We start from the raw sequence: 20,536 nt of genomic DNA on the forward strand, positions 1-20,536 counted from the left end.
TCGAGAAATGTCAGGACAACCCTTAGACCAATTGATTGCTTCCTTGAAAAAAGGAAACAAGGCGGCATTCAAGACCATATTTGAACTGTATGAAAAAAGGTTGTACTATTTCATACATTCCATAACCAAATCGGATTATGCCTCTGAAGAGATACTTCAAGAAGTATTTATTAAGATTTGGACAAAAAAAGAAACCTTGGATGTAAGACATTCTTTTGATGCCTTTCTTTTTACTATTGCAAAAAATTCAACATATAATTATTTAAGGAGTATTGCCAGCCAAGAATCCTTAAAAAAAGAATACTATAAGAATATTAACTCATTAAACGAGGAAACGGAAAATAGTATTCTTCTTGCCGAATATGAGGATTTGGTAAACGATATCCTTGAAAATATTCCCACTCAAAAACGCAGCATTTTCATTTTGTCCAAACAACAGGGAAAAAGCAATGAGGAAATAGCCGATCTTTTGGGAATAACACAAAAAACAGTGAAAAACCATCTCTGGAAAACCCTTCAAATTATCAGGACAGAATTAAAACCACATATGGCGGACACCATATATTTTTTTCTAATAAGCCTGGTAATTACGGTATAATTTATCTATTTCGTAAAAAATGTACTTCTAATTTGGGACTTTTGCATTTTTGATGTGTATTACTTATACAGCCCATAATACGGCCAATAAAATACAGTAAATGCAAAACGAGAACAAATTGGATAAGCTCTTCCAAAAATTGGTGGACAATACCATTTCCGAAAAGGAATTGGATTGTCTAATGGAGCTTATTAATAGTTCTGATCCCGATGAAGTTAAACATGGGTTATTGGCCAAGCATTGGGAAGATGTAAAAAAAGGAAACTTGCCCATTAAGAAAAGAATAAAGGGTGATTCTGAAGTTTTATTGCAGAAAATACTCTACAAAATAGAGAACATTGAAAAGAAAAAAAAAGTTAAAACATTTTTCCCACATTCCAATGTTCGGTTTTGGTCCGGTATTGCAGCGACCTTCCTGTTGCTTGCAGGCGTTTACTTTTACAACCAAAATACCGTAGTAAACATTACCGAGCCCATTATCATTGAAAACGACCCAAATTCCGGCGTTATTACCTTGCAATTGGAAAATGGTGACATTGAAACCATTTCCGAGAGTGGAGAGCGAAAAATAACTACTTCAAGTGGAAATTTGGTTGCCTCACAACAGGGAAATACTTTGCAGTATACCGGTGCCGAAGCGCAAGACAAATTGGTTTACAACACCCTTAATATCCCGCATGGCCGACAGTTTGACCTTGTGCTGTCCGATGGTACCAAGGTAAAATTAAATTCAGGAAGCTCCATTAAATATCCCGTCCGTTTCCTAAAGGGACAGGATAGAAAAGTTTTTTTAAAAGGGGAAGCATTCTTTGACGTTACCAGAGATAAGGCACACCCTTTTATTGTAAATGCGGAAGAAATGAACATTAAGGTATTGGGTACCCAATTTAACCTATCGTTCTATCCGGAAGATGAGGACATCAGCACCGTCTTGGTAGAAGGGGCCGTAGTCCTTTACAAGGAAGGGGCGGACATGAATACAAATACTTCATCCCAACTGGTGCCTGGACAAAGGGCCGCATGGAACAAGGTGAACAATACGATGACCATAAAAGAAGTGGACACCAACATTTATACGGCATGGAAAGACGGGTATCTATTGTTTAAAGCCTCTCCTTTCCACAGCATTAGATCAAAATTGGAACGTCATTTCAACATCACTATAGAAGATAGAAGCGGCAGACTGGACAATCAGGTATATACCGCAACCTTTAGAAATGAGACTATAGAAGAAATCTTGGAAGCCTTTAAGGAAGACACTCACTTTGAGTATGTACACGAGGGTTCCAAAATTATAATACTCGATACTAATATTAACCCAAATAAAGATGCCAATGAAAACTAACTGAAAACATGAGCACTAGACGTATCACTTTTACAAAAAAACCGGAAAATGTTGGCGCATTCCCCGGCATAAGAAAGTGATGTAAACAAACTAAATGTTTAATCACCAAACCTTTACAAAAGTATGAAAAAATTAAATTTAGTAGGGCCTTTCCATTCGGATTGGCTAAGCAAACATCATTTAAAGATGAAACTAACGACCTTATTGCTAATAGTTTCTCTATTTAAAATTCAGGCCAACACCTATGGACAGAATACAAAAATCTCATTAAACCTAAGTAACGTAAGCGTTCAACAGGTTTTTGAGGAAATAGAATCCCTGTCGGATTTTAGGTTTCTGTACAACCATAAAAAGGTGAATTTAAAGAGAACTGTTTCCGTAAATGTGAATAAAGAACCTATTTCAAATATCTTGGATAGGATATTTGAAGCAACGGATGTCTATTTTACCGTAAAGAACAAGCAGATCATACTAAAAACGGGTAAGCCAGACAAATCCGTTGTCCCAGTAGACGTTGCCATAGACCAACACAGCGTAAGCGGAACTATTTCCGATGCGGACGGCAATCCATTACCTGGGGCTAACATTGTGGAAAAAGGAACCACTAATGGGGTTACTGCAGACTTTGACGGTAACTTTACCCTAGATGTAGCCAATGAAAACGCTACATTGGTTATAAGCTATATTGGATTTGCGTCCAAAGAAGTAGCTCTTAATGGACAAACCTCTGTTTCCGTTAGTTTGGAAGAAAGTGCTGCAGGACTGGATGAGGTAGTATTGATCGGGTATGGTACACAGAAGAAAAGTGACCTTACCGGTGCTGTGGGCTCCATTAAGTCCGAAGAATTGGCGGAAAGACCGGCAGCTTCCTTGAACCAGGCCATGGCCGGTAAGGTAGCAGGTGTAAACATCACTTCCGGTTCTGGACGACCAGGAGGAAGAACCGTAGTGAGAATTCGTGGTAATACCTCGGTAAGTATTGCCAATACACCACTCTATGTAATAGACGGTGTAATCTTGAATGCGGCCAATTTACCTAACGGTAGTACCCCGATAGATTACCTGAACCCAAATGACATCCAATCTATTGAAGTTTTAAAAGATGCTTCCGCAACGGCCATTTATGGTGCCAGAGGCGCCAACGGTGTAATTCTTGTGTCTACCAAAAAAGGAACTACCACAGGAGAAACCCGTCTTAATTATGATGTGGATTTCAGCATAGGAACCTTGCCTAAAAAACTTGATCTTTTAAATTCTGAAGAGTTTCTTCGTGTTGAGGAAATCGCATATGCCAATGCTGAAAAATTTGACCCGGAAGGCTGGGCAGGAGGTAGATATACCGACCCAAGATTGAAGAGAACCGACCCAAGACTTTTTGATGCCAACGGCAACCCACTTTATGATACCGATTGGCAGGATGAAGCTATTAGGGACGCTATTACCCAAAATCACCAACTTTCTTTTACAGGTGGTAACCAAAAATCCAATTTTGGCCTATTTATGGGCTTCAGGGATGAAGAGGGATTGATAGTGGAATCATGGTTAAAGCGTTATTCAGGTAGATTTACTTTGGATACCGAAGTTAACAACTGGTTAAAAGTTGGAGGTAGCCTTAGCTACAACGACCAAAATGAAAAGCAAATTGACCAACTTGGAGGTGGTGGTATCACTACAATGCGCCAAGTATATGAGGCCCTACCCATAATACCCGTGCGTTATGAGGATGGTACTTGGGGATCCAACATTCACTATCCAGGAATGGAAGGTGGCGGTAGCCCTGTGGCAGTTGCGAACGATCGTAGATATTTCCTTAAGACCCAGACCGTTTTGGGTAGCTTCTACGGAAATATTGAATTCAATAAAAACCTGATATTACGTACCACCGTAGGAACCAATATCATTAACCAAAGAAACGATTATTACGGAGGCAAGGACCTAAGATATATTGCCATGCCCGATGGTGCCGCAAGTGTCTCAAACTCACGTTATAATTCTTGGCAGTTTGAAAACTATTTGACCTATACCAAAGATTTTGACAGCAATAATTCCTTAACTGCCATGGCAGGACTTTCCTGGCAACATGTTGATCAGTTTAGTGCAACAGCATCGACCCGAGGGTTTGCCGATGACTTTTATGGCTTTAACAACCTTGGTGCAGGTTCCAACCCACAGACGCCAAGTTCTAGCAAAACTGCTTACGGGCTAAACTCTTATTTTGGACGTGTCAACTATAACTACATGAACAAATATTTGTTGACACTTACGGGTAGGGCTGACGGTTCGTCAAAATTTGGACCTGAAAACCAGTTTGCCTTTTTCCCATCAGCTGCATTGGCCTGGAGGGCTTCCGAAGAAGATTTCCTTTCGGATAACGAGACCATTTCCAATCTAAAAATTAGAGCTAGTTATGGTGCAACAGGTAACTCTGAATTACCAGCTTACCAAGCATTGGCTGGCTTGTCCAATGGTTCTGTAATTTTTAATGGTGCCCGCTCCGCCTATACTGTCCCAGGTCGTATGGCCAATCCAGATTTGAAATGGGAAAAAACGGAACAGGTAGATGCCGGTGTTGAATTGGGTCTATTTAATAATCGTATTGGGTTGGAGCTTGATGTTTACCGAAAGTTGACTTCCGATATGCTTCTTAATGCTCCGGTTCCCTCTTCAAGTGGTTTTACCAATGTATTTAGAAACGTTGGAAGTTTGGAAAACAAGGGTATCGAAATTAATTTGAACACAGTCAATTTTGATAATGAACTTTTTGGATGGAGCAGTAACTTCAATATTTCTATCAATAAAAACGAAGTAAAAGCTCTTTCAGGCGGTTCCGATATTTTCTTAGGGTCTACCTTGATCCGTGTTGGAGAACCTGTAGGTACTTTCTTTGGATATATTGATGAGGGAACATGGAACACCGATGAAGCTGCTCAGGCAGCTATCTATGATAGATTGCCAGGTGATATCAAATACCGTGATCTTAACAATGATGGGGCCATCAATAGTGATGACCGTGCCATCATCGGGAAAGGTATTGCCGATGGTTTCGGAACTTTTTCAAACACCTTCAGATATGGCAATCTTGAGCTACTGGTAGACCTGCAGTTTCAATATGGTAACAGTGTAATGTACCGTGACGAACACTCCGCTGAAGACCGTCAGACCATAGCCAATAGCTTCGCGACCGTTTTAAATGCGTGGACTCCGGATAATCAAGATACCGATATTGCCCAAATAAGACCAATTGCTGCTGGATATGATACCAATAACGATTCTGGTAAATTAAAGGATGCTTCCTTTTTAAGAGGTAGAAACTTAATGCTTTCCTATGTCTTCAAACCTGAATTGGTAGAGCGTTTACACTTGAACCGTCTTAGGGTATACACCTCGGTACAGAACTTTTTTGTAGCAACAAAATATCCAGGGTATGACCCTGAAAGTTCGAATGGTGGTGGAGCTTTCGATCAAGGATTCTCCCTTTACGATTATCCGAGACCTCGAACCTTTATGCTAGGATTAAATGTTGGACTATAACCATATAAAAGATAAAAAAATGAAAATCTATAGAAACTTTATAAGAGCTATAGCCGTCGTAACTGCAATATCAAGTATAACGGCTTGTAGTAACTTTTTGGATGAAGAAGATGAGTCTAACTTCACAACGGACACTTACTTTACCACGGCTGCGCATGCCGAGAGTGCCGTTAACGGGGCATATGAACCATTGATTTCAATTACTAATAGTGGTTTTGGCGGAGGCACATGGATGATGCTCGAGTTTGCCACGGGCTTGGCCAACACCTCCCTAGGACAGGCCACCAATATTTACTTGGTAAAGGATTTAATTAATAATTCTGACAATGGATATGGAAGCAGTTTCTGGACCGGATATTATTCAGGTATTTCTAGGGCCAACTTGGCAATTGAAAAAATCCCTGAAATAAATATGGACGAAGCGCTCAAACAAAAGTATTTGGCCGAAGCTAAATTCTTTAGGGCTTACTATTATTTTGGTTTGGTACGTATGTTCGGAAACATTCCTATCATCACCAATTCGGTAGATTTGGGATCGGATCAATTGTATCCTGAACAATCTTCACCAGAAGCGGTCTATGACCTAATTGTAAGCGATCTTACAGAGGCTGAAAGCGCTGGCTTGGCTTGGAGAGTTCCATCGGGAAGAGTTTCTTTGGGCGCTGTTAAGACCTTATTGGCAGATGTATATTTGACCATGGCAGGTTATCCGCTTCAAAAAACAGAGAATTACGCGCTTGCCGCTGCCAAGGCTAAAGAGGTAATAGATTCTGACCAGTTCTCACTTTTTGATACCTATGACGAGCTGCATGACCCTGCCACTAAGAACACAGGGGAATACATCTTTATGACCCAATTCGCAGCAGGTATCCAATCAGGTAACTGGCAGCCAGGAATTCTACCATATAACTTGGGAATTTCTGCCTATTCAGCCCAAACTGGAGGTATCTTTTCAACAAACGCCTTTGTGGACTCCTACGAGGCAGGCGACAAAAGAGCAGAAGAAAAACAGTTCTATTTTACAAGCTATTCATTGGAAGCCGATCGTAGCAGCAGTGTCAACCTTGGAGCTCCATATATCTTTAAGCATTTTGATATTGAAGCAAATGAAGGGAGCGCCCAATCAGACCTGAACTGGTGCCTATACCGCTATGCCGATGTATTACTGATGTATGCGGAAGCAGCCAACGAAGCTGAAAGCGGACCTTCAACCGAGGCATATGATGCCGTAAATCTGGTTAGAGATCGTGCCGAACTTGTGGGCTTGACAGGTCTTTCCCAGGATGCCTTTAGAGATGCTGTACGTATAGAGCGTATTCATGAGTTGAGTTTTGAAAACAAAACTTGGTACGACATGGTTAGATGGAGAAAAGCATATAACACAGAAACCAATATCTTGGAAGATTTTGTGGGCCATAACTTCTCTTACTTGCCCAACAAAGCACTAACGGCAAGGGAGCTTTTGTTTCCTATACCAACATCTGAAATGCAGAACAATCCTAATCTAGTACAAAATACTGGTTACTAATTAAGACCGGCTAAAAGGATACATAAGTTATGTATTCCAAAAAGGCCAAAAGCATTTTAGTAGTTAACATACATTTCTTGAAAGCATAAAAGCTTTCAGAAATAAAGCAAGTAAACAAGACACGGGCTGGAAATTTCCACCCGTGTCTTTGTTTTTAATACTATAGGTTCTTTATTGATCCGATCTCAGAATATGCAATTTAAATACCACTATATCCGTAAGTAAGCTAAGAGTACATACGTCTTTATTTTTTTCAATTATTTACTTAAAATATATACCCCAAACTAGCCAATAAAGATAAAAATGCAAAAAAAGTATTGGTGTTTGTTAGGAAATTGGTAGCTTAGAAGGGACTAACCTATTATCTTGCATAAGATTTCATTTAGGAATTTTTTTGATAAAATATTAGAGTTTTAAAAAGTCAGGTTCGTTTCATGTTCCTCTAAATTAACCTGATTAAAAATTGAGTTGAGTTAGTTTTGAAAAATCCGGATACCACTAAGGTTCCGGATTTTTTTTTTTGAAGTAGGATGAAGATTAAATCAAGGCTTCATTATTCCCTTTGCAATCTTCTATAAGATTTGGGTGTAGTACCCGTAAACTTCTTAAAAGTAGTGGCAAAATATTGAGAGGTGCCAAAACCCAATCCAAATGCCACCTCAGTTATGCTTTTGGAAGTAAGCAGATCTAATTTTGCTTGTTCAATCTTTAGGCGGTTCACATATTCCCTCGGCGGCATCCCCGTTTTGGATTTAAACCAAAACTTAAAATACCCTACGGACATCCCTGCCAAATTTGCCATTTCATCCACATAAATCATCCTGAATAAATTTTTATGGATAAACTTGTCCAGTTCATTCAACTTTACCGATGGCGCATTTTGTTGCGGCTTATTGGAGAGTATAACCGTTTCCAACAACAATTGTGCTATCAACTGATCCACCATTATTTCGGACAACAAGGAATCGAAATTCTCCAGCTGCACCATCAATTTCTCCAAAATAAATTTTAGTTGAAAGGAGCCCTTGAAAACATGTTCCGATTTATCCAGAAGCGCAGCAAGCAGAAATTCGGATTGCTCTTTGGGCATATTGCATAATTTGCCTTTGGAACTATCTACAAGCAATTGAACCCAAAACAATTCTCCCTTATCCTCAGGAAATTCCCCTGTGCTATGCACTGTATTAGGTGGCACTACAAAAATATCATTACCGTTAAGTTCATACAATTGCTCCCCAATCTTATAGTGTTGTTGCCCTTTCATGCAATAACATATTTCCAAGGCTCCTTTATGTAGATGACGCTCAAGACCCGGCTTTACCTGTTTGTAACGATAATGGCCTATTGCCAACCCTCTTTTAACCCCAAAATCCTGTAAATTAAACACCCGTCTTTCCTGTGTTCCAAAATCCATGATAAAATGTATAAAAAAGTAATATAGTACAAAATTGATAGATATTTATGTATTTTAACTACATCTTTGAAGCCTATAAATTAGTGCCATGGAAACAAAAAGATCAAAGTTTAATAAGCAAGGATTTATCAAAATAGACCAATTAATTACACTAGACGAGGTGGACACCCTAAGGACCATATACGATAAATTATTACAGGATAAAGCCAAAACCGCCCACCTAAGAAGTGACCTTGCCGGCGCGGATAATAGTGCCGACAGAAAGGTGGAGCGTATAACCCAAATCATGAGACCTAGCACCATAGCACAGGAACTTATTGAAAACACCGCTTATAAAAAAGCGGAACAATGGGCCAAAGACCTACTAGGTCAGGATATGGAATTGGATTTTGACATGATGATCAACAAGGCTCCCAATACCAACACCCCAACACCTTGGCACCAAGATGCCGCCTATTGGATTGCCATGCCCGACAAAAGATCGGCTAGTTGTTGGATTGCGTTGGACAAGGTCTTTGAAGAAAATGGATGTATGTGGTTTATCCCCAAAACAGAGGGCACACCCATTCTCCCCCATAAAAACCTGCCTAATGGGGGAGCCCTATATTGTGTAACCGACAGCTCAAAGGCCGTAAGCATTCCCCTAAATCCCGGCGGATGTACTTTTCATGACGGTTTTTCGCTTCACTTTAGCCAGGGCAACGCTACCAAAACACAAAGAAGGGCTTTGATCCTAAACTTTAGGCCGAAAAAAATGATCGAATTTGAAAGGGAACAAGGAGTAGATCATACCGGGGAAAGAAAACAGAGAAATTAAAACAATACCATACATGCAAATTAAATTTATATATCCACGTTGGGGAAGTTCGGATTTACCCTGGTCCGTTTTTCTGAACAAAATAAAAAACGCCGGTTATCAGGGCGTAGAAATAGACCTTCCCTTAGAAAGTATTAAAAAGAACGAAATTTGTTCGATGCTAAAGGATTTGGAACTCGATTTCGTGGGACAGCATTGGGAAACCAAGGAAGCGGATTTCAACAAGCATCAAGAACAGTACAAAAGGCAGTTGTACAATCTGGTGGAAGCCAATCCCCTCTTCGTGAATTCACACACCGGGATGGATTTTTTTACCCATAAACAAAACTCGGCCCTAATTGAAACTGCCCATGAAATAGAATTGGAATCCGGAGTCACCATTACCCATGAAACCCACCGCTCCAGGTTTTCGTTTGCAGCCCACGCATGTTTACCCTATTTGGAGGAATATCCCTTTCTCAAACTCACTTCCGATTTGTCCCATTGGTGTTGCGTTGCCGAATCATTGTTGGAAAATCAGACCTATGCGGTTGAAAAAGCTATTGAACATACCTATCATATTCACGCCAGGGTAGGATCCGCCCAGAGTCCACAAGTCATAGACCCCCGGGATAGCAATTATAAAACTGAGTTGGATCTGTTTACAAATTGGTGGGAATTGATGATCAAAAAGGCGTTGATAAAAAAACGCCCCTACATAACCATCACCCCTGAATACGGCCCACATCCCTACTCACTTTACAAGGCCAATACTAAAATACCCATGGGAGATCAATGGGAAATCAATAGTTTTGTCAAGAACCATCTTGCCGAATCCTTAAAACATATTCCATCAGTAATATGTTCATAGCTTTTCCATGCATTCCATAGCTATTTCAATTTTCTTGACTCTAAAGTCAACCACATAACAAATAAGCCAAAGGCTATTCCCTTTATTCCGTTACTAAGCCTTTCGAAAACGCCATTGGTCGATATATTTATAAAGCCTTAACAAATAGTTAATATTTTTAATAGTGTTAAGTGTTGATTTTTCACCTTAAACGAATAGATATGAATCGGAAGGACCTTAAGTCAGAATAGCCAACCAACTTATACAGGACCGCTATTACTGAGATATAGATTTCTCTCGAAACCTAAGAACCTAAAGAACACCAAAATTCCAGAAATAAATTTCAATGCAATTCCTAAAAATATATTTACCGCTACTCCTCTTATTCACCATCCCCACCCATTCGCAACAAGCCGGAAAAGGAGTCATCAGCCTTTCCGAATTGGATGTTGATAAACAGGAACAAGCCTGGTGGCCTGCCCAAAAAAATAAGGCCATTAACGGATTACCCATACAAATAGGAGGTGAAACCTTCAAGGAAGGAATTGGAACCCTGTCCCAAAGCAGGCTATTCTTTTTCTTGGATGGCAAGAGCCAAAAATTTAGTACTCGGGTAGGCATACAGGATCAACAAGACTTTCCACAGGAGGTTGAATTCAATACCCTAAGTGACGGCAATAAACTATTCTATACCCAAAAAGATGGGGACAAAACATTTGTAGGTATTGCCAACTCTGAAGAAGGCATGGGCAATGGCACTGTTAGATTCCTAATAAAAGGAGACGGAAAATTGTTATGGAAAAGCAAAAAAATTAATGGTGGAAACAAAGCCATTCAAGTAAATTTAGACATAAATGGTATTCAGGTCCTGGAACTTGCCGTAGAGGATATGGGTGATGGCATCTCTGGCGACCATGCCGTCTGGGCAGAGCCGACAATACATTATAATACCCACAAACCCCAATTGGTAGATGCCGATTATTTCAACAAGTTAAAAACCGTTGACACCACTTATAACACCCATATAAAACCGTTACTACAAAGGTTGCCCTTTGGCCAAAAAGAGTATGAACAAGGGGTGAATGCCGATTGGTTGATTACCAAAGTAGAACTGCCATCCATTGTCTACAAACAGCACAATGAAAAGGAAATTGTAATCTCCAACGGCTTGATCAGTAGAACTTTCCGACTAACCCCAAATTGCGCCACGGTAGGTTTTACCAATCTTGTAACAGGCGAATCACTGTTGCGTGGTGTTAGTCCAGAGGCCATGCTTACTATAGACGGACAGGAATACACCGTTGGCGGATTGGACGGACAAATTGAATACGGCTATTTAAAAGAGGAATGGTTAGACCAAATGTGGAGTCCGGCCGGTTCGTTTCAACTTACCGATTTTAAGATCGATGATATTCAGGAGCGCATATACTGGCCCAACAAAAGATGGTCTTCCAAACCAAAAAGTCCAACACAAGGAAAACACATAAGTTTTTCCTATGCCCATCCAGAATTTCCTGACCTGGAAGTGAAGGTTCATTATGAAATCTATGATGGCCTTCCTTTGATCAGCAAATGGTTCACCATTGATAATCACGGTAAAAAGTCCGTTGTATTAAATAATTTCAAGAGTGAAATCCTTGCCATGGTGGAGGCAGAAAGCGCTGTAGAAAAACAAAAAGGATGGGAAACTCCAAACATACATGTGGAAAGCGATTTTGAGTTTCATTCCATGTCCATGAAAAATGCGAACAAAGTTGTGCATTGGGAAAAAGATCCACGTTATACTTCACAGGCCAGTTATTTATTATCCACTCCCTGTTTATTGGAATGTAAATTACCCATTGGACCCAATGAATCAATAGCCGTAGGCACTAACTTTGAATCGTTCAGAATCTGGGAAATGCCCTTTGATAGCCACGATAGGCAACGTAAAGGCCTTTATACCAATGCCATGTATAAATCAATAGCCCCATGGACTACAGAAAATCCCTTATTTTTACATTTAACGACCACTGATGATGTTAAGGTAAAGGCGGCTATTGACCAATGCGCGGAAACAGGTTATGAAATGGTCATTTTAAGTTTTGGCAGTGGGCTGAACATGGAGGACCTTTCCGATGCCAATATTACCAAATTCAAGGCCTTGGCAGATTACGCCCACTCCAGGGGTATAGAATTGGGCGGATATTCATTATTGTCCAGTAGGTGGATCAGTGAGGAAGTAGACGTTATAAATCCTGAAACGGGCAAGAGGGGCGGCGTAATTCACGGAAGTTCTCCCTGTCTCAACAGCCAATGGGGCATTGATTATTTTGAAAAACTGAGGACATTCTTTGAAAAAACGGGCTTCGACCTGTTGGAACATGACGGTTCCTACCCAGGTCAATTATGTGCTTCCACCGAGCATATAGGCCATAAAGGGCTAGAGGATTCCCAATGGAAATCTTGGAAGCGAATAACCGATTTTTATAAATGGTGCAACGAAAAAGGAATTTCGCTCAATATCCCAGATTGGTATTATCTTAGTGGCAGCACTAAGAACGGTATTGGATATAGGGAAGTCAATTGGTCCCTGCCCAGAGAACGTCAATTGGTCCTTGGGAGACAAAATATGTACGATGGTACCTTTGACCGCCTTCCAAGTATGAGTTGGACCTTTGTGCCCCTTACGGAATATCATGGCGGGGGAGCAGAGGCTACTATAGAGCCCTTGGACACCCATTTGGAAGCCTATAAGGCACATATGGTGCAAAACTATGGGATGGGGGTCCAGGCATGTTATAGAGGCCCTCGCTTATATGATACCGAGAAAACAAAATCGACCGTTATAGAAGTGGTAGATTGGTACAAAAAATACCGCAGCATCCTTAATGCCCCTATTATCCATTTAAAAAGGGCCAATGGAAGGGAAATTGATGGCATTATGCATGTGGACCCTGAATTGAACGAAAAAGGGATGGCTATGTTCTTTAACCCCACGAACAAGACCTTGTCCCAAACCATAAAACTCCCCCTATATTACACCGGACACTCGAGTGAGGTGAGCATCAAAGAGAAAGAAGGCAAAACAACAACCTATGAATTGGCAAGGGATTATTCCGTGGAACTAAATGTGGAAATTCCCGCCAATGGCAGTACTTGGTTTGTAATTTATTGAAATATAAAACAATATACATGAAAGCTAAAACAATATGCCTTTTGGCCATAGTTCTCAGCTTATGGAGTTGCGAATCAGCGAGAAACAATCAGGAACTGGACCGAATTCCCAAATATAAACTGGAGTTCGACAAATTGTCCTCGACCTGGGATGAAGCCATTCCCTTGGGAAATGGTACCGTAGGTGCCTTGGTTTGGGAAAATGACGGAAAACTTCGATTATCCCTGGACCGGGCTGATCTTTGGGACCTACGGCCCATGGAAAATCTAGATTTTGAGAATTATGGATTTGATTGGGTAAAGGAGCAATGGGAAAAGGATACCTATAAAAATGTACAGGACAGATATGATGCCCCCTACGACCAATTACCGGCACCCTCAAAAATTCCCGGCGGAGCCCTGGAATTTGATGTGAAAGGATTGGGAGAGGTAGAATCGGTAAAGCTGAATTTGGATTCCGCAATATGCGAGGTAAAATGGAAGAATGGTGCCATACTTAAAACCTTTGTCCACGCCACCGAACCTTTGGGATGGTATACCTTTGAAAATATTAACGAAGAATTGAATCCAACCATAATTCCACCGGCCTATGTATCGGTAAAACAAGAAGGTGCCAATGACCCGGTAACGGGGCAAGATCTTCGAAGATTAAATTATGATGGCGGGAGGGTTACCCAAAAAGACCATATCATTACCTATGACCAGAAAGGATGGTCCGATTTTCAATTTCAGGTATACACCCAATGGCAACCTACACCAAAAGGTATTCAGGGAAGTTGGAGCATAAGCTCACAAACTTCGGATAAAGCCCCTAAAGAAACCGCAGAACAAGTAGTAACTAAATCGCTTCAGGCAGGAATGGCATCCTCCATGGAAAGTCACATTGCCTGGTGGAAATCATTCTGGGATCAGTCTACCATTAAAATTCCAGATCCCGTATTGCAGCACCAATGGTATATGGAAATGTACAAGTTGGGGTCGGCAGCCAGACAGGGGGCTCCACCAATATCGCTGCAAAGTGTATGGACGGCGGATAACGGAAAATTACCACCTTGGAAAGGCGATTACCACCATGATCTGAACACACAATTAAGTTATTGGCCTACCTATTCCGGCAACCATTTGGATTTGGAACAAGGTTTTGTAGATTGGCTTACCCAATACAAACCCACTTTTAAAAAATATACCAAAGATTTCTATGGTACTAACGGACTTAATGTCCCTGGGGTTACTACCTTGACAGGAGAACCTATGGGAGGCTGGATACAATATTCCTTTGGGCCAACGGTCGGGGCTTGGTTGGGACAACATTTTTATCTGCATTGGCGCTATACCATGGATCGCGATTTCCTAAAAAACGAGGCTTACCCTTGGATAAAGGAGGTGGCCATTCATTTCAACGAATTGTCTGTTTTGGATGAGGATGGCAAACGAAAACTTCCCTTAAGTTCCAGCCCTGAAATACATAATAATTCCCGTGAAGCCTGGTTTGGGGATATGACCAATTTTGACCTTGCCCTAATTAAATGGACCTATTCCCATGCGGCAGAACTGGCCTTGGAACTCGGCCTTAAGAAAGAGGCAGAACAATGGGAAGCCGCGTTAAATGAATGGCCAGATTACGCTGTAAACGAACATGGCCTAATGTTCTCCCCTAGCCTGCCCTTTAATGAGTCGCACAGACATTTCTCCCATTTAATGGCCATACATCCACTTGGATTAATAGACCCATCAAATGGCACAAAGGATATGGAGGTTATAGAAAAGACCATCGCCAACTTGGATGCCACTGGTTCCAGTCAGTGGGTTGGTTATTCCTTTAGCTGGCTGGGAAATCTAAAGGCCAGGGCTTTTGATGGGGAAGGTACGGCAAAAGCATTAAAGGATTTTGCTACTTCCTTTGTGCTCCCCAATAGTTTTCACGTTAACGGCGACCAATCGGGAACCGGAAAATCGAATTTTACCTATAGGCCATTTACCTTGGAAGGCAACTTTGCCTTTGCCGCAGGCCTACAGGAAATGCTAATACAAAGTCATACTGGTACTGTACGCATTTTTCCCGCTATTCCGCCAGATTGGAAAAACGTTGGATTTAGCAAATTACGGACCGAAGGTGCCTTTTTAATATCCGCCCAAAAACAAGACGGAAAACTAAAATGGGTAAAGATCGTTTCCGAAAAAGGTGGGACAATCCGACTTATGAATCCTTTTTCAAATAAGGAATTTTCAATTGAAGATGACGTTAACTCCCAATGGGATGGCGATGTATTAATAATTGAAACCCAACCTGGCCAGGAAATATGGCTTAAACCATAATACAATAAGCCATACTGCACCAAATGTGGTGCCCAGAGTTATTCAAACGGTCTACTAGCAGTAAAGGTCCAACTGGAATATAGTTCCAAATAGCGGACCTAAAATAAGGCTTCTTCCCTTAGGCAGGGGAAGGAGCCCAATCCTGAATAAATGCCTCTAATAGCACATTAGGCATATCTAACCAAAAATAAACCCGCTAACAATCAATCATTTACAAAACCTATAATACCTAGTAGTTCTTAATATATACTTTTTAATAATATTTAGATATTACAAATACAGGTCATACAGCGTCAAAAATTGCTTTTGTGAACCTTCCTATGTACTGGGATGCCCTTGCAAAATTTTAAATCTTCTTGTTCAACGATATTTTCTATCTTTAACCATATCAACCTATTCAAAAATTAAAATGAAACCATTCTTTTTCCTTTTTAGCTGTTTATTTTCTATGACCATTTTCGCACAAAACACCGTACTACCACTTTGGCCCAACAACATCCCCAACTCCATCAAAACAGATGAAAAAGAAGAGGTGATAAGCGCGGACATTGTAAGGATAGCCAAGGTACAGGATCCTCAGATTGAGGTGTATTTACCGGCCAAGAAAATTGCTACCGGGCAGGCGGTACTCATTTTCCCGGGCGGAGGTTATGGCATATTGGCCTATGATTGGGAAGGAACCGACTTTGCAAAATTCCTAAACGGAAAGGGCATTGCCGGAATCGTAGTTAAATACAGACTGCCCAATTCCAAATCGGTTACAGAAAAACACAAAGTACCGTTGCAAGATGCACAACGCGCCATTAGGACGGTGCGCTCCAAGGCCGAGGAGTGGAATATAAACCCAAACAACATTGGTATTATTGGATTTTCAGCAGGTGGACATTTGGCTTCCACCTTGGGAACACATTATAAGGAAGAGGTATATGCCCAACAGGATGCTATTGACCAACTTAGTGCCCGCCCAGACTTTATGACCTTGGCCTATCCGGTAATTACAATGGGAGAACCAAATACCCATGGAGGCTCCAGAAAAAACTTATTGGGAGAAAACCCTTCCCAAAAATTATTGGATCATTTCTCCAACGAATTACAGGTTACTCGGGATACCCCTCCAACTTTTTTACTGCACGCCTCAGATGATAAAGGAGTACCAGTAGAAAATAGCCTTTTATTCTATACGGCATTGGTAAAGCACCAAGTACCTGCAGAAATGCACATTTATCCAACTGGCGGTCATGGTTTTGCCTTGGGACTTCAAGAAGCACATTTGGCTACCTGGACCGATCAATGGGTAGGATGGTTAAAAGGGTTAAAAAATTAATAATGTCCTAGCATGGACTAAAACAAAGCTTACATAAATTTTCCTAAGTAGGGATACCTATAAAAAAATGATGAATTAGGTAGGGTATTATAGATTTCAGTTGTTATCTATATAACCTAAATCCTTATACTTATGGAACGCAAAGAATTTCTCAAATCTATTGGAGCTGGGGCCGCTTTGGCAGTGACCTTTAGTTGCCTAGGAAGTTGTTTAAGGGAAGAGTTGGACCCTAATGCTGACGAAGACGCTTCTTCCGGTTCTAACAGCTCTTCCACTAACAGTGTACCCTTTACGGTTGACCTATCTGCTTCGGAAGCGGGGAAACTTCAAAATAACGGGGGTTATATCATTAAAAACAACGTAGTAATAGCCAAAAACCTGGAAGGCAAGTACGTGGCCGCCACTGTGATATGTAGTCATGAATTTAAAAAGAAGGTAGTTTTTAAGAACAACGAATTCTTTTGTGGGGAACATGATGCCCGTTTCGACCAAAATGGAAAAGGATTAAATAAAAATGGCAGTAAGGGACTCAAGATTTATACGACTAGTATAAATGGAAGTATTTTGACAGTTTCCGCCTAAAAATAAATACCTTTATGTTCTCAAAACCCCGCCAAATGCAAAAGTCGATTTTAATAATATCTCTTTTTGTATCAAGTCTCATAAGTGCCCAAAAGTGGGAAAACGATTGGTCTACCGCAGCTGCCCTTGCCAAAGAAAATCATCAAAATGTAGTATTGGTCTTTTCTGGCTCCGATTGGTGTGCCCCCTGTATTAAACTGGACAAAAATATTTGGCAGTCGGCAGAATTTCAGAACTATGCCAAAGATCATTGGACCATGCTAAGGGCAGATTTTCCTAGAAAAAAAGCGAACCAACTCCCGGAGGACCAAAAAAATAAAAACGCCCAACTTGCAGAAAAGTATAATAAGAATGGATACTTTCCTTTGGTCTTGGTTTTAGACCCCAATGGAAATATCTTGGGCCAAACCGGATTCAAAAATATATCCGTGAAAGAATATATTGCACTTTTAAAATCGTTCGAAGGTTGAAAAACCCACTATTAATTGCAGTTGCATTTATTATCCCATGTTTCGTTTTTGCTCAGGACATAGCACATAGACGAACCACAAAATTAATGGGAAGTAGGTTCGATATTACTATAGTTTCCCAGGATGAAGTTACCGCTAACCGTTACATAGATGAGGCCATAGAAGAAATTACCAGAATTGAAAAATTGATTTCCTCATGGATTCCAAGCTCACAAACCTCGCAGATCAATCTAAACGCAGGGATTAAACCTGTAAAAGTTGATCAAGAATTAATAGACCTTATTGAGCGCTGCATCACCGTCTCAAAGATTACGGACGGCGCCTTCGATATCACCTATGCCTCCATTGATAAGGTTTGGAAATATGATGGCAGCATGACAGAAATGCCCACCAAGGAAGCCATAGAAAATTCCGTTGCCAAGATCGGCTATCAAAACATTGTCCTGGACAAGACGGCACAAACGGTGTTCTTAACTTTGGAGGGTATGAAAATAGGTTTTGGTGCCATCGGAAAAGGATATGCGGCAGATAAGGTGAGAAGCATGCTAAAAGCAGAAGGTGTTAAATCGGGGATAATCAATGCCTCGGGCGACCTAACTACTTGGGGAAAACAACCCGATGGCACGGATTGGATGGTGGGCATTACCAACCCTCTTAACAAGGACAACATCTTCTCCTGGTTCCCTGTAGTTAATGCGGCGGTCGCCACCTCTGGCAATTATGAAAAATACGTCACCTTTAATGGGGTTAAATACAGTCATATTATTGACCCAAGAACCGGTTATCCCTCTACGGGTATCCTAAGTGTTACCATATTTGCCCCTAGTGCCGAATTGTGTGATGCCCTGGCTACCTCTGTTTTTATTACCGGAACGGAAACAGGACTTCATATGATTAACCAAATTAAAGGGGTGGAATGCATTATTATAGATGATCATAACAATATTCACACTTCCGAAAATATTGAACTTAACAAAACCCAATAATTCTATGCGATATTTCATTATACTTATTCTGGGCATTTTATCACTTTCCTCTTGTGTTGCGGTAAGGGAATATGACAAAGTATACCTTAACGACGAAGAAATGATCTTAGCCACCAAAAGTCTTGAGCGCTTTGAAACTAATTTTCACATATATCGGGAAGCAGCTGCAGGTGCCAATGGGGGCAAAACGGGTGGTGGATGCGGATGCAATTAAAATAGCATGAAAAAAATAGGAATTTTAGTGTTTTTTGGCTTGATTTCTTATACAGGAATCTCCCAAGGAAACAATCAGGAGTATATAAAAAAAGTCTTGGAGACCACGGAAGTGGAGCTGCTTTATAGCTATTACAGTCAGGATGGAGACAACGCTGCCGTAACTGGTGGGGAGGGTACGGAAAAATTAACGGATATGACCCCCACAATTGTTGTGAGCATTCCCATAGGAGAAGACAACGTGCTTAGTTTAGATGCAGGAATATCTGCCTACACCTCGGCCTCCTCGAGTAACATTAACCCTTTTGACGGGAACAATTCGGCCAGTCCTTGGGTAGAATCATCGGGTGCCTCAAGAAGTGATGTCCTAACTTATTTTCACCCAACCTTTACCCATAGTTCCAAAGACCGGAATGTTATTGTAAGCGGCAATATCGCCGTTTCTGCAGAATATGATTACTTTTCCTTTGGTTTTGGGGGTGGTTATACCCATCTCATGAACGAAAAAAATACCGAGCTGGGAATCAGTGGACAGGTGTATTTGGATACCTACAATCCACAATATCCCATTGAACTGCGCGAAGGCTTTTTTGATAGTAGAATTACCGGTACAGGCACCTATTCTCCCTTGTTCAATGAATTCAGTCAGCTTAACCGCAACACTTATTCAATATCCCTTAATTTTTCCCAGATCATCACCAAGCGCTTACAGGCCTCTCTTTCCTTGGACATGATATTTCAGGAAGGTTTATTGTCCACTCCACACCAAAGGGTCTACTTACAGGACAGGAACGATTTCTTTATTGAGGAATTTCAATTGGCGGACAATGTTGAAAAATTACCCTTCAATCGATTTAAAGTACCTATTGGGGGCCGTATTGCCTACTACCTTAACGAACTGCTAAGCCTTCGTACCTATTTCAGATACTATTATGACGATTGGGGAGTTACCGCTTACACCGGAAGTTTGGAAATCCCTATAAAAATATCCGATAAGTTTACGGTATATCCTATGTACCGCTATTATTCCCAAACAGCTTCCGATTACTTTTATCCCAAGGAAACGGCATTATCCACCTATGAATACTATACCTCTGATTATGACCTATCGGCCTTTAACAGCAACCAGTACGGTTTTGGCATTACCTACAGGGATATTTTCACCCAATCCAAGGTATGGAAATTCGGTTTAAAGAGCATTAGCTTTAGGTTCAACCAATATGAAAGAACAACCGGTTTAAGCGCCAGTATATTCGAATTGGGAGCCAAGTTTATTATGGATTAGGATTTGGTGACAACCCACACAGGATATTCTGACGTTCCTTATATAACATAATTACCATAAAAGCGCCTCAGTAGTTCCCTCTACTTTGGGGAGAGCCTGCCCGACTTTAGGCGGGGGTAGGGTGGGGACTTAAACGAAGCGA

At 40.9% G+C, this 20,536-nt stretch carries 15 protein-coding genes; 14 read left to right on the forward strand and 1 reads right to left on the reverse strand.

Features of this window, described 5'->3' with window-relative positions:
- Positions 1–7 precede the first annotated feature (7 nt).
- The 4 genes from BUA60_RS00970 to BUA60_RS00985 all read left to right on the forward strand — a co-directional run bounded on the left by BUA60_RS00970 (position 8) and on the right by BUA60_RS00985 (position 7,002).
- A complete protein-coding gene (locus tag BUA60_RS00970; RefSeq protein WP_072859888.1) occupies positions 8–598 on the forward strand; it encodes an RNA polymerase sigma factor in 591 nt (196 codons plus the stop codon).
- Positions 599–698: 100 nt separating this feature from the next.
- Positions 699–1,943 carry a FecR family protein gene (locus BUA60_RS00975; protein WP_072859889.1) on the forward strand — a complete coding sequence of 415 codons (1,245 nt, stop codon included), beginning with the start codon at positions 699–701 and terminating at the stop codon, positions 1,941–1,943.
- A 123-nt stretch (positions 1,944–2,066) separates the two neighbouring features.
- The gene (locus BUA60_RS00980) at positions 2,067–5,474 is read left to right on the forward strand and encodes a TonB-dependent receptor (RefSeq protein ID WP_072859890.1); all 3,408 of its coding nucleotides are present in this window, start codon (positions 2,067–2,069) and stop codon (positions 5,472–5,474) included.
- 19 nt (positions 5,475–5,493) lie between these two features.
- Complete coding sequence (locus BUA60_RS00985) at positions 5,494–7,002, forward strand: RagB/SusD family nutrient uptake outer membrane protein (RefSeq protein ID WP_072860792.1); 1,509 nt, start codon at positions 5,494–5,496, stop codon at positions 7,000–7,002.
- A gap of 553 nt (positions 7,003–7,555) precedes the next feature.
- Here the strand turns inward: BUA60_RS00985 and BUA60_RS00990 are convergent.
- The gene (locus BUA60_RS00990; RefSeq protein WP_072859891.1) at positions 7,556–8,416 is read right to left on the reverse strand and encodes an AraC family transcriptional regulator; all 861 of its coding nucleotides are present in this window, start codon (positions 8,414–8,416) and stop codon (positions 7,556–7,558) included.
- Between the two features lie 88 nt (positions 8,417–8,504).
- Here BUA60_RS00990 and BUA60_RS00995 point away from each other — a divergent pair, with 88 nt between their 5' ends.
- From BUA60_RS00995 to BUA60_RS01040, 10 genes are all read left to right on the forward strand, one after another.
- Positions 8,505–9,233 (forward strand): phytanoyl-CoA dioxygenase family protein, encoded by a 729-nt coding sequence (locus BUA60_RS00995; protein WP_072859892.1) that lies wholly within the window; start codon positions 8,505–8,507, stop codon positions 9,231–9,233.
- A 13-nt stretch (positions 9,234–9,246) separates the two neighbouring features.
- Complete coding sequence (locus BUA60_RS01000) at positions 9,247–10,083, forward strand: sugar phosphate isomerase/epimerase family protein (protein ID WP_072859893.1); 837 nt, start codon at positions 9,247–9,249, stop codon at positions 10,081–10,083.
- Between the two features lie 325 nt (positions 10,084–10,408).
- Positions 10,409–13,219: an NPCBM/NEW2 domain-containing protein gene (locus BUA60_RS01005; RefSeq protein WP_084532442.1), complete on the forward strand. Its 2,811-nt coding sequence runs from the start codon at positions 10,409–10,411 to the stop codon at positions 13,217–13,219.
- Positions 13,220–13,236: 17 nt separating this feature from the next.
- A complete protein-coding gene (locus BUA60_RS01010) occupies positions 13,237–15,534 on the forward strand; it encodes a glycosyl hydrolase family 95 catalytic domain-containing protein (RefSeq protein ID WP_072859894.1) in 2,298 nt (765 codons plus the stop codon).
- 409 nt (positions 15,535–15,943) lie between these two features.
- Positions 15,944–16,858: an alpha/beta hydrolase gene (locus tag BUA60_RS01015; protein WP_072859895.1), complete on the forward strand. Its 915-nt coding sequence runs from the start codon at positions 15,944–15,946 to the stop codon at positions 16,856–16,858.
- 132 nt (positions 16,859–16,990) lie between these two features.
- Entirely contained in the window at positions 16,991–17,440 is a 450-nt protein-coding gene (locus BUA60_RS01020; RefSeq protein ID WP_072859896.1) for a Rieske 2Fe-2S domain-containing protein, read from the forward strand.
- Between the two features lie 35 nt (positions 17,441–17,475).
- Positions 17,476–17,910 (forward strand): thioredoxin family protein, encoded by a 435-nt coding sequence (locus tag BUA60_RS01025; protein WP_072860794.1) that lies wholly within the window; start codon positions 17,476–17,478, stop codon positions 17,908–17,910.
- A complete protein-coding gene (locus tag BUA60_RS01030) occupies positions 17,907–18,896 on the forward strand; it encodes an FAD:protein FMN transferase (RefSeq protein ID WP_072859897.1) in 990 nt (329 codons plus the stop codon). The genes BUA60_RS01025 and BUA60_RS01030 overlap by 4 nt, the downstream gene beginning before the upstream one ends.
- A gap of 4 nt (positions 18,897–18,900) precedes the next feature.
- Positions 18,901–19,110 (forward strand): DUF4266 domain-containing protein, encoded by a 210-nt coding sequence (locus BUA60_RS01035; protein ID WP_072859898.1) that lies wholly within the window; start codon positions 18,901–18,903, stop codon positions 19,108–19,110.
- 6 nt (positions 19,111–19,116) lie between these two features.
- A complete protein-coding gene (locus BUA60_RS01040) occupies positions 19,117–20,394 on the forward strand; it encodes a DUF3570 domain-containing protein (RefSeq protein ID WP_072859899.1) in 1,278 nt (425 codons plus the stop codon).
- Positions 20,395–20,536: the final 142 nt, after the last annotated feature.

This window comes from Arenibacter palladensis (assembly GCF_900129275.1).
Lineage (GTDB): Bacteria > Bacteroidota > Bacteroidia > Flavobacteriales > Flavobacteriaceae > Arenibacter > Arenibacter palladensis.

What these genes read in the sequence shown, in the direction of transcription:
- BUA60_RS00995 (WP_072859892.1), top strand. Translation starts at nt 8,505, where the DNA reads ATGGAAACAAAAAGATCAAAGTTTAATAAGCAAGGATTTATCAAAATA.
- BUA60_RS01005 (WP_084532442.1), top strand. Translation starts at nt 10,409, where the DNA reads ATGCAATTCCTAAAAATATATTTACCGCTACTCCTCTTATTCACCATC.
- BUA60_RS01025 (WP_072860794.1), top strand. Translation starts at nt 17,476, where the DNA reads ATGCAAAAGTCGATTTTAATAATATCTCTTTTTGTATCAAGTCTCATA.
- BUA60_RS00980 (WP_072859890.1), top strand. Translation starts at nt 2,067, where the DNA reads ATGAAAAAATTAAATTTAGTAGGGCCTTTCCATTCGGATTGGCTAAGC.
- BUA60_RS01010 (WP_072859894.1), top strand. Translation starts at nt 13,237, where the DNA reads ATGAAAGCTAAAACAATATGCCTTTTGGCCATAGTTCTCAGCTTATGG.
- BUA60_RS01000 (WP_072859893.1), top strand. Translation starts at nt 9,247, where the DNA reads ATGCAAATTAAATTTATATATCCACGTTGGGGAAGTTCGGATTTACCC.
- BUA60_RS01035 (WP_072859898.1), top strand. Translation starts at nt 18,901, where the DNA reads ATGCGATATTTCATTATACTTATTCTGGGCATTTTATCACTTTCCTCT.
- BUA60_RS00985 (WP_072860792.1), top strand. Translation starts at nt 5,494, where the DNA reads ATGAAAATCTATAGAAACTTTATAAGAGCTATAGCCGTCGTAACTGCA.
- BUA60_RS01040 (WP_072859899.1), top strand. Translation starts at nt 19,117, where the DNA reads ATGAAAAAAATAGGAATTTTAGTGTTTTTTGGCTTGATTTCTTATACA.
- BUA60_RS00975 (WP_072859889.1), top strand. Translation starts at nt 699, where the DNA reads ATGCAAAACGAGAACAAATTGGATAAGCTCTTCCAAAAATTGGTGGAC.
- BUA60_RS01015 (WP_072859895.1), top strand. Translation starts at nt 15,944, where the DNA reads ATGAAACCATTCTTTTTCCTTTTTAGCTGTTTATTTTCTATGACCATT.
- BUA60_RS01020 (WP_072859896.1), top strand. Translation starts at nt 16,991, where the DNA reads ATGGAACGCAAAGAATTTCTCAAATCTATTGGAGCTGGGGCCGCTTTG.
- BUA60_RS00970 (WP_072859888.1), top strand. Translation starts at nt 8, where the DNA reads ATGTCAGGACAACCCTTAGACCAATTGATTGCTTCCTTGAAAAAAGGA.
- BUA60_RS00990 (WP_072859891.1), bottom strand. Translation starts at nt 8,416, where the DNA reads ATGGATTTTGGAACACAGGAAAGACGGGTGTTTAATTTACAGGATTTT.